Below are 6,263 nucleotides of genomic sequence, written 5' to 3' on the forward strand. Positions count from 1 at the left end.
GTTTTAGGAGTTCCTGTGAGTCCAATGGTAGCTCCCATCCAAAAATTGGCTGCTTAAACTCAAGAAATGAGAGGTTGCTAAAAAATTAGAGGCTGAATCATTACGAATAATGACACAGCCCCTTTTGACTTTGTACCTAACGCAAACATAAAGTTGCCTTATGTCTTTGAAGAATAAGTTGTCTGTTTGTTTATAAAAGTTTGTTCCAATCCAGATTTATCGTTAGGTAGTAAATGCAAATGATTGAATATCATTGCTAATTAAACTTACAAAATGATTGTTGTCCCCTAAATAACGTCCTGTTTCAGCGTGCTATTATAAAGGTATAAATGGTATTACGATGTTCTATTGATATATGTTTGGTTTAATTTGTATTGCTTTTTAATAGAGGAGGTATAGTGATTTGTTTTGGACTTTGACATACATCCTTGAATTGATTAATTTTGTTCCGTTTTAAGGATTAAGAAGCTGTTTTGAATTTAATGAAAGTAAATTGTCAGAGTGAGGTTCAGGGGGTGCAACATAATGAACACACATTCAACAGTTTCTATGAGTGACTTTATAATATTGACAGATCGATTAGCATCTGGGGAGATTTTGTCATGGTGTGAGATTAGGAGTTGCTGAGGTCGTTGTGTTGAATTTATTGAATGAATAGTAAGATGTTATGGTTTATAATTTAGATTCTTGACCTTTGTTCTTATCTACACATCTATGTCAATTATTAGCATCTCTTTTTTGTTCTTTGGTGTTCTTATTATGTGTAATATACACGTCTCTTAGGAATATTGTTTCGTTTATGAAGTTATTCTCGTTAATCCTGTAATTGAGATTATAATCAATAATCAGCATAGTATGAATAAATTAAATTATCCTTTTATCAAATCAGTATCTGAGAATACATCCTATTTATGGATTAATATTTGTAGTTCTTTTCGAGCATTTATTGTTTTGATCATTCTTTTTTTATCTGTTTTTAGTCTTGTTGCTAATCCTATAGATCGTCATCGGGCAGAAACCTTGGCAAATGAGTTTTTTTCAAAGCAGTCTTTCCAGTCTTCTTTTCGTAGTCAATTGCCATTGACTCTTGTGTCTGCACCTTCATTAATTGCTGACAGTTCTTTTCGTTCTTCAGACAATAGAGTTTTGTACTACATATTTAATCGTGGTATAAATAATGGTTTTGTCATTGTCTCGGGTGACGATAAGTTACCTTGTATATTGGGATATTCTTCGAGAGGTCGTTTTTTGATTGCAGAAGATATGCCTTCTAATATCAAAGGTTTTTTCGCTGCTTATAAAGATGCCATAAGGTTAATGATAAGTCGTGATTTGTCTTATGCAAAGACTTCCCATTCTTTCAGGTCAGAAGAAGAGGTTGATCCATTACTTCAAAATATCGAGTGGAATCAAGATTATCCATGGAATGACAAGTGTCCTACATTTTTATACGGGAAGGTAAAGGCGCCTGTAGGGTGTGTGGCTACTGCTACGAGTCAGATTATGAGATATTGGAGGTGGCCTGACAAAGGTGTCGGATCAAACAGTTACACTATAGAAAGGGGAGTCTTACGAAAGAGAGAAAAAGAGATTTCAGCTTCCTTTGATGTTGAGTATGATTGGGATCACATGCCTCAGAGGTTTGATAATCCGCAGGATGCTTCTCCAGAGGTTGTGGATGCTTTGTCCACATTGTGTTTCCATGTGGGGGTAGCAGAAAACATGATTTATGGTGCTCAGGTGAGTGGAACCATGCTCCAAAATGTAGTTTATGCTCTTCGAAATCATTTCAAGTATGATAAGTCGGTTGAATTATTTTCTCGTTCAGTCTGCACACAGTCAGAATGGGAAGCGAAAATTTGTAATGAGTTGAACAACAAAAGACCGGTTTTGTATGCCGGATTTGGTGCGGGAGGTGGTCATGCCTTTGTTTGTGATGGCTATGACGCAGGAGGCCTGTTTCATATCAATTGGGGCTGGGGCGGTGAGTCAAATGGATATTTTGATCTCAATCTTCTCAATCCGGAAGTCCTTGGAATTGGAGGTGGATCCGGAGGAGGCTTTAACTATGGACAACAGATACTAATCAATTTTATGCCGGATAAGAATGGGGATTCTATGCTTGCACCAACACTTGTAGAGTGTAGAGGAATTCGCGTTCAGAGGGATGATGAGTCTTCCAATCTTCTTGTAATGACTTTGATGCAACAGAATATATCTCTCGAAACAAATATTCGTCTTGTGGCTGAAAATGTTGATAATAGAGAGGATCGACAGGTTTTGTCTGATCAAGATGTTGTTTATGAAGAGGCTGCACACCCCTTAATGACAAGTATTGGAAAGACTATTGTTCTTCCCATTGAGCAGTCATCCAAACGGATAAAGTTTCAATCACCTAAATCTAAGTATAAATTATTTGTAGAATCTTTGGGTGAAGATCAGTCGTATCATAGACTTCAGAAGGTAAATGGATGTGTGGATGAAGTGATATTCATTACAGATGAGTCCGGAATGATAAAAGAATTTGAGCCCTTAAAAGATCTTTTTCCTAAGATTGAGATTGCTCCAGATTCTGTAGGAATCGAACTCAAGGGTTATGATAAATCCATTATAACTTTTCATGCTAAAAATAGTGGAGTAAGTGAATTAAGAAATGAGACAAAGATTCGATTCTATGACAATGTAACCAATGATTTGATCAGCATATATGAGGATAGTATTATATATCCCAACGATATGGACGACTTGGTGGTGATTAATATAGACCGTTTGGCTGTCAAGCCGGGTGTGTCAGTGAAAATCACAGCGGAATGTGTCGGATATACGGACGAGATTGTCATAGCAGAAGATGTGCTGGTTTCAGAATCAGACAATGATGAGCCCGGATATATTATAACTTTTGATCAGAATCAGTTGGATGAAGATGGTTATTATCATTTGGTAGAAGGCTGTAAAGAGATAAAAGGATTTAGTTTGGAGGATATATCTCAGACATTTGTCAAAAGGTTAGAAGGTTATGTTGTTAGTTTAGAGATGCTCTCGGAAGGAATTGCTGTTGCAAATGGCCAAATAGCTGTATTCAGAATGCCTATTGGCTGGGATGGGAAAAAGATTGAATTGAGAATACCTATGACAAGCTATAGTCACAAGATGATAAATCAAATGAAGCAATTATTAAAAGAATACCCGGGGTCTAAATTGAGGCTCAAAGTTATTTTGGTGGACAACTCTGGTTATCAGGTGGATGCTTTTGGAACGATGGCGCCGCTTGTCTTGTTGGAAGATGCTTGGGCTACCGGAGTATGTGGTGTAAAAAATAGAGGATTCAAAGTTTATCCTAATCCTGTTAAAGACTATCTTTATATAGAGGGTGCTTTGCCGGAAGCATCAGTTATAATATATGATATGCAGGGAAGAAGGATGATTTCAAACACATTGGATAGTGAAGGAAACTGTGTCATTAACTTATCTACATTGCCATCAGCTAATTATTTATTGGTTGTGGATGACAAGAGCATTCAGGTTCAAAAGAGATAAGAGTGTTGATATTTTCAATTGACTCTGACGAGAAAAAGGCGTGTCAAATGTGGCACGCCTTTTTACGTTAACTTTGATGAATATTTACCTCGTGAGGTGGTGATAGAAGTCAGATAGCTTTGGTTATTAAGGTTTTAGATCATCCTAAAGATAGGGAGTGTCGTTGCGAAAGAGAATCATTTTCAGTATCTTAGTCGTTGATAACGAGTAATAACCATGGAGATAAGCATATTACTTACCATACTTTTGATAATCATTTCACTTGGCGGATCATTCCTTCAAGAGGGTAAGATATGTCTTGTCAACGAGGAACAAATCAACGACTCGGTAACTATCAAATATGATCTTAGAAATAGTCTTTCCCATTGGGCTGTGAAGCTCGTATTGAGAGACCTTTATTTGTTAAATACTGTTACCTTAGTTGTGGATCAAAAAGCTACTCAATCAACCTCCATTCAACTTCAAAATCTCAAGTTCGAGGGTTAGGGTCACCTGACCTTCTTATCGACTTTGCCCGTTTTGTTAGTACGAAACGGGCTTTCTTTATGCACTATATTAACAAATAATGTCGCGCGAGAAGCAATCTATTCTCGCGCGACTTTGGATCCGTTGTCGCGCGACCTTGACATGCAAAGTCGCGCTACTTCAGGTGCAACCTCGCGCGAGGTTAGGTTCAAGGTAGCGCGAGAATGGATTGCAAGTCGCGCGACCTTCCAAAAAAGGCGGCCTTAAAGCTGTTTTTAAGCAGCTGAAAGACAAATTAAAAGTCGCTTATACATATATTAACATATAAGTAGTACGAAATCGTCCTATTGTATTTGGGCTTTATAGAGAACAAGTCTCTTTTGACGTGGAAAAATGCTGTTTTTAGACTAAAAAACGGCTTAGTGTATTTTACATTAATTATCTAATTTCTTGTGATTTGTGCGAAAATAGAGGTGTGTCTCTTAGGTTTTTTTGTTGCTGTCTGTTCTGTTTTAATGATAAAAAAGAAGCTGTTTTGATTTACTGGGAACCCTCTATAAATCAAAACAGCTTCTTATGAGGAGGTACTATAATATTATCCTGCGAAGGCTACAGCATAGTACTTTATTTGTTTGATCATACTTAGTAGTCCATTAGATCTGGTTGGAGAAAGGTGTTCTGTAAATCCTATTTTATCTATAAAGTAGAGATCTGCATTAGCCACCTCTTTGGGATCTTGATTGTTTAGTACTTTGAGTAGCAAAGCAACCAGTCCTTTTACTATCAAAGCATCACTATCTGCTCTTAGTTGCATTTTGCCATCTTTCATTTCTGCTGCTATCCATACTCTACTTTGGCACCCATCAATAAGGTTGTCTTGGTTTTTGTCCTCTTCGGGAAGACTCTCTAAGGATGATCCCATATCTATGAGTACCTGATATTTGTCCATCCAATCATCAAAGACTTGAAAATCTTCAATGATTTCGTCTTGAATTTCGTTTATTGTTTGCATAGTATATTTTATTTTTCGCTGTCTATAACTGCTTTAACTACTTTACCAACCGCATTTAGTGTCTTTTTAGAAATTACATTCATGTTGTCACCTTGTGTATGCCAATAGTCTCCGAATCCCTTTTGATTGTTAGGATTGTAATTCACAATATCAACCATTTTGATATGTCTGTTTTTGATGATTGGTATGTGGTCATCTGTCAAGTATCCTCCATTTGCCTGAACAAAGTATTTTCCAAAGCCAAGCTGTGCGGCTTTTTCCCAAATATTGGATACAATCATTGGAGCATTGTCTTTGGAGAATCTTTCCCAATAAAAAGTGGCGTCCTTGCTTCCGACCATATCTAACAATATCCCATATTGAGGTGAATAATCTTCTACATGTGGATTGTTTGACCAGTAAGTGGACCCAAGGCACCAACTATCTTCAGAATTGGTGTCTCCATAATCTTCTGCATCAAATAAAATAAGGTCTACTCCTATGTTTGGCTTTTGGATATGCCATTGGCGAGCAAGCTCTAAGATGACACCAACACCACTTGCACCATCGTCTGCTCCTAATATCGGTCTATTATGGTTGGCTTGGTTGGGATCTTGATCGGAAAAGGGTCTTGTATCCCAATGTGCCGCTACCATAACTCTGTTTGTAGCATCGGGATTGATAGATGCTATGATATTTTTGCAAGGGATCTCTTTCCCATCAAATGTCTTTTGAGTAGATTCTTGCAAAATAATATGATCGGCAAAACCGGAAAGTTTGTCATAAAGCCACCGGCCACACTTTTCCCATCCTTCAGATCCTGGTACTCTTGGTCCAAACGATACTTGTTTGTCTATGTAGTGATAAGCGCTGTCTGCATTAAATGAAATGCCGTCAGAAAGTTTGTTTGAGCTTTCTTCGGAAGCCGAATTTTGTATTGTGTCGGTTTGTTTATTTGTTTTGCAACTCATCATTATTGCTCCGATCAAAACGGTTATGCCAAGGATGGCTGTAATGGTGACGCTTAGTTTAGTTGTTCTCATCATAAATATATTTACCTCTTACAAATCACAAAGATAACTTAATGTCATTCTTTCGGCAACCATTTAGAGTTTGTTTAGATAGATTTTAAAGTTGGTTGAATAAGAAGCTGTTTAAAAATTATTCAGAGAATTTATTAAGCAATATTTTGCAGAAAGCAAGTTGAACCATAGCCTCTGCAGTAGCGGCATGAAACTCATAATCAATCGTCAGTCTTCTAAAATTTTCC

General features: G+C 37.2%; 4 protein-coding genes. 2 read left to right on the top strand and 2 right to left on the bottom strand.

Annotation, left to right across the window (positions count from 1 at the left end; all coding sequences use genetic code 11):
* Positions 1 to 855: 855 nt before the first annotated feature.
* Complete coding sequence (locus ACFO3G_RS04125) at positions 856 to 3,537, top strand: T9SS type A sorting domain-containing protein (protein ID WP_380078251.1); 2,682 nt, start codon at positions 856 to 858, stop codon at positions 3,535 to 3,537.
* Positions 3,538 to 3,753: 216 nt separating this feature from the next.
* Positions 3,754 to 4,023 (top strand): hypothetical protein, encoded by a 270-nt coding sequence (locus ACFO3G_RS04130; protein WP_380078253.1) that lies wholly within the window; start codon positions 3,754 to 3,756, stop codon positions 4,021 to 4,023.
* Positions 4,024 to 4,597: 574 nt separating this feature from the next.
* Here the strand turns inward: ACFO3G_RS04130 and ACFO3G_RS04135 are convergent.
* Positions 4,598 to 5,014: a SufE family protein gene (locus tag ACFO3G_RS04135; protein WP_380078255.1), complete on the bottom strand. Its 417-nt coding sequence runs from the start codon at positions 5,012 to 5,014 to the stop codon at positions 4,598 to 4,600.
* 8 nt (positions 5,015 to 5,022) lie between these two features.
* Positions 5,023 to 6,039 carry a M28 family peptidase gene (locus ACFO3G_RS04140; protein WP_380078257.1) on the bottom strand — a complete coding sequence of 339 codons (1,017 nt, stop codon included), beginning with the start codon at positions 6,037 to 6,039 and terminating at the stop codon, positions 5,023 to 5,025.
* Between the last annotated feature and the right edge of the window lie 224 nt (positions 6,040 to 6,263).

It is taken from the genome of Falsiporphyromonas endometrii, assembly GCF_042654485.1.
In the GTDB taxonomy this organism is placed as follows: Bacteria; Bacteroidota; Bacteroidia; order Bacteroidales; family Porphyromonadaceae; genus Porphyromonas; species Porphyromonas endometrii.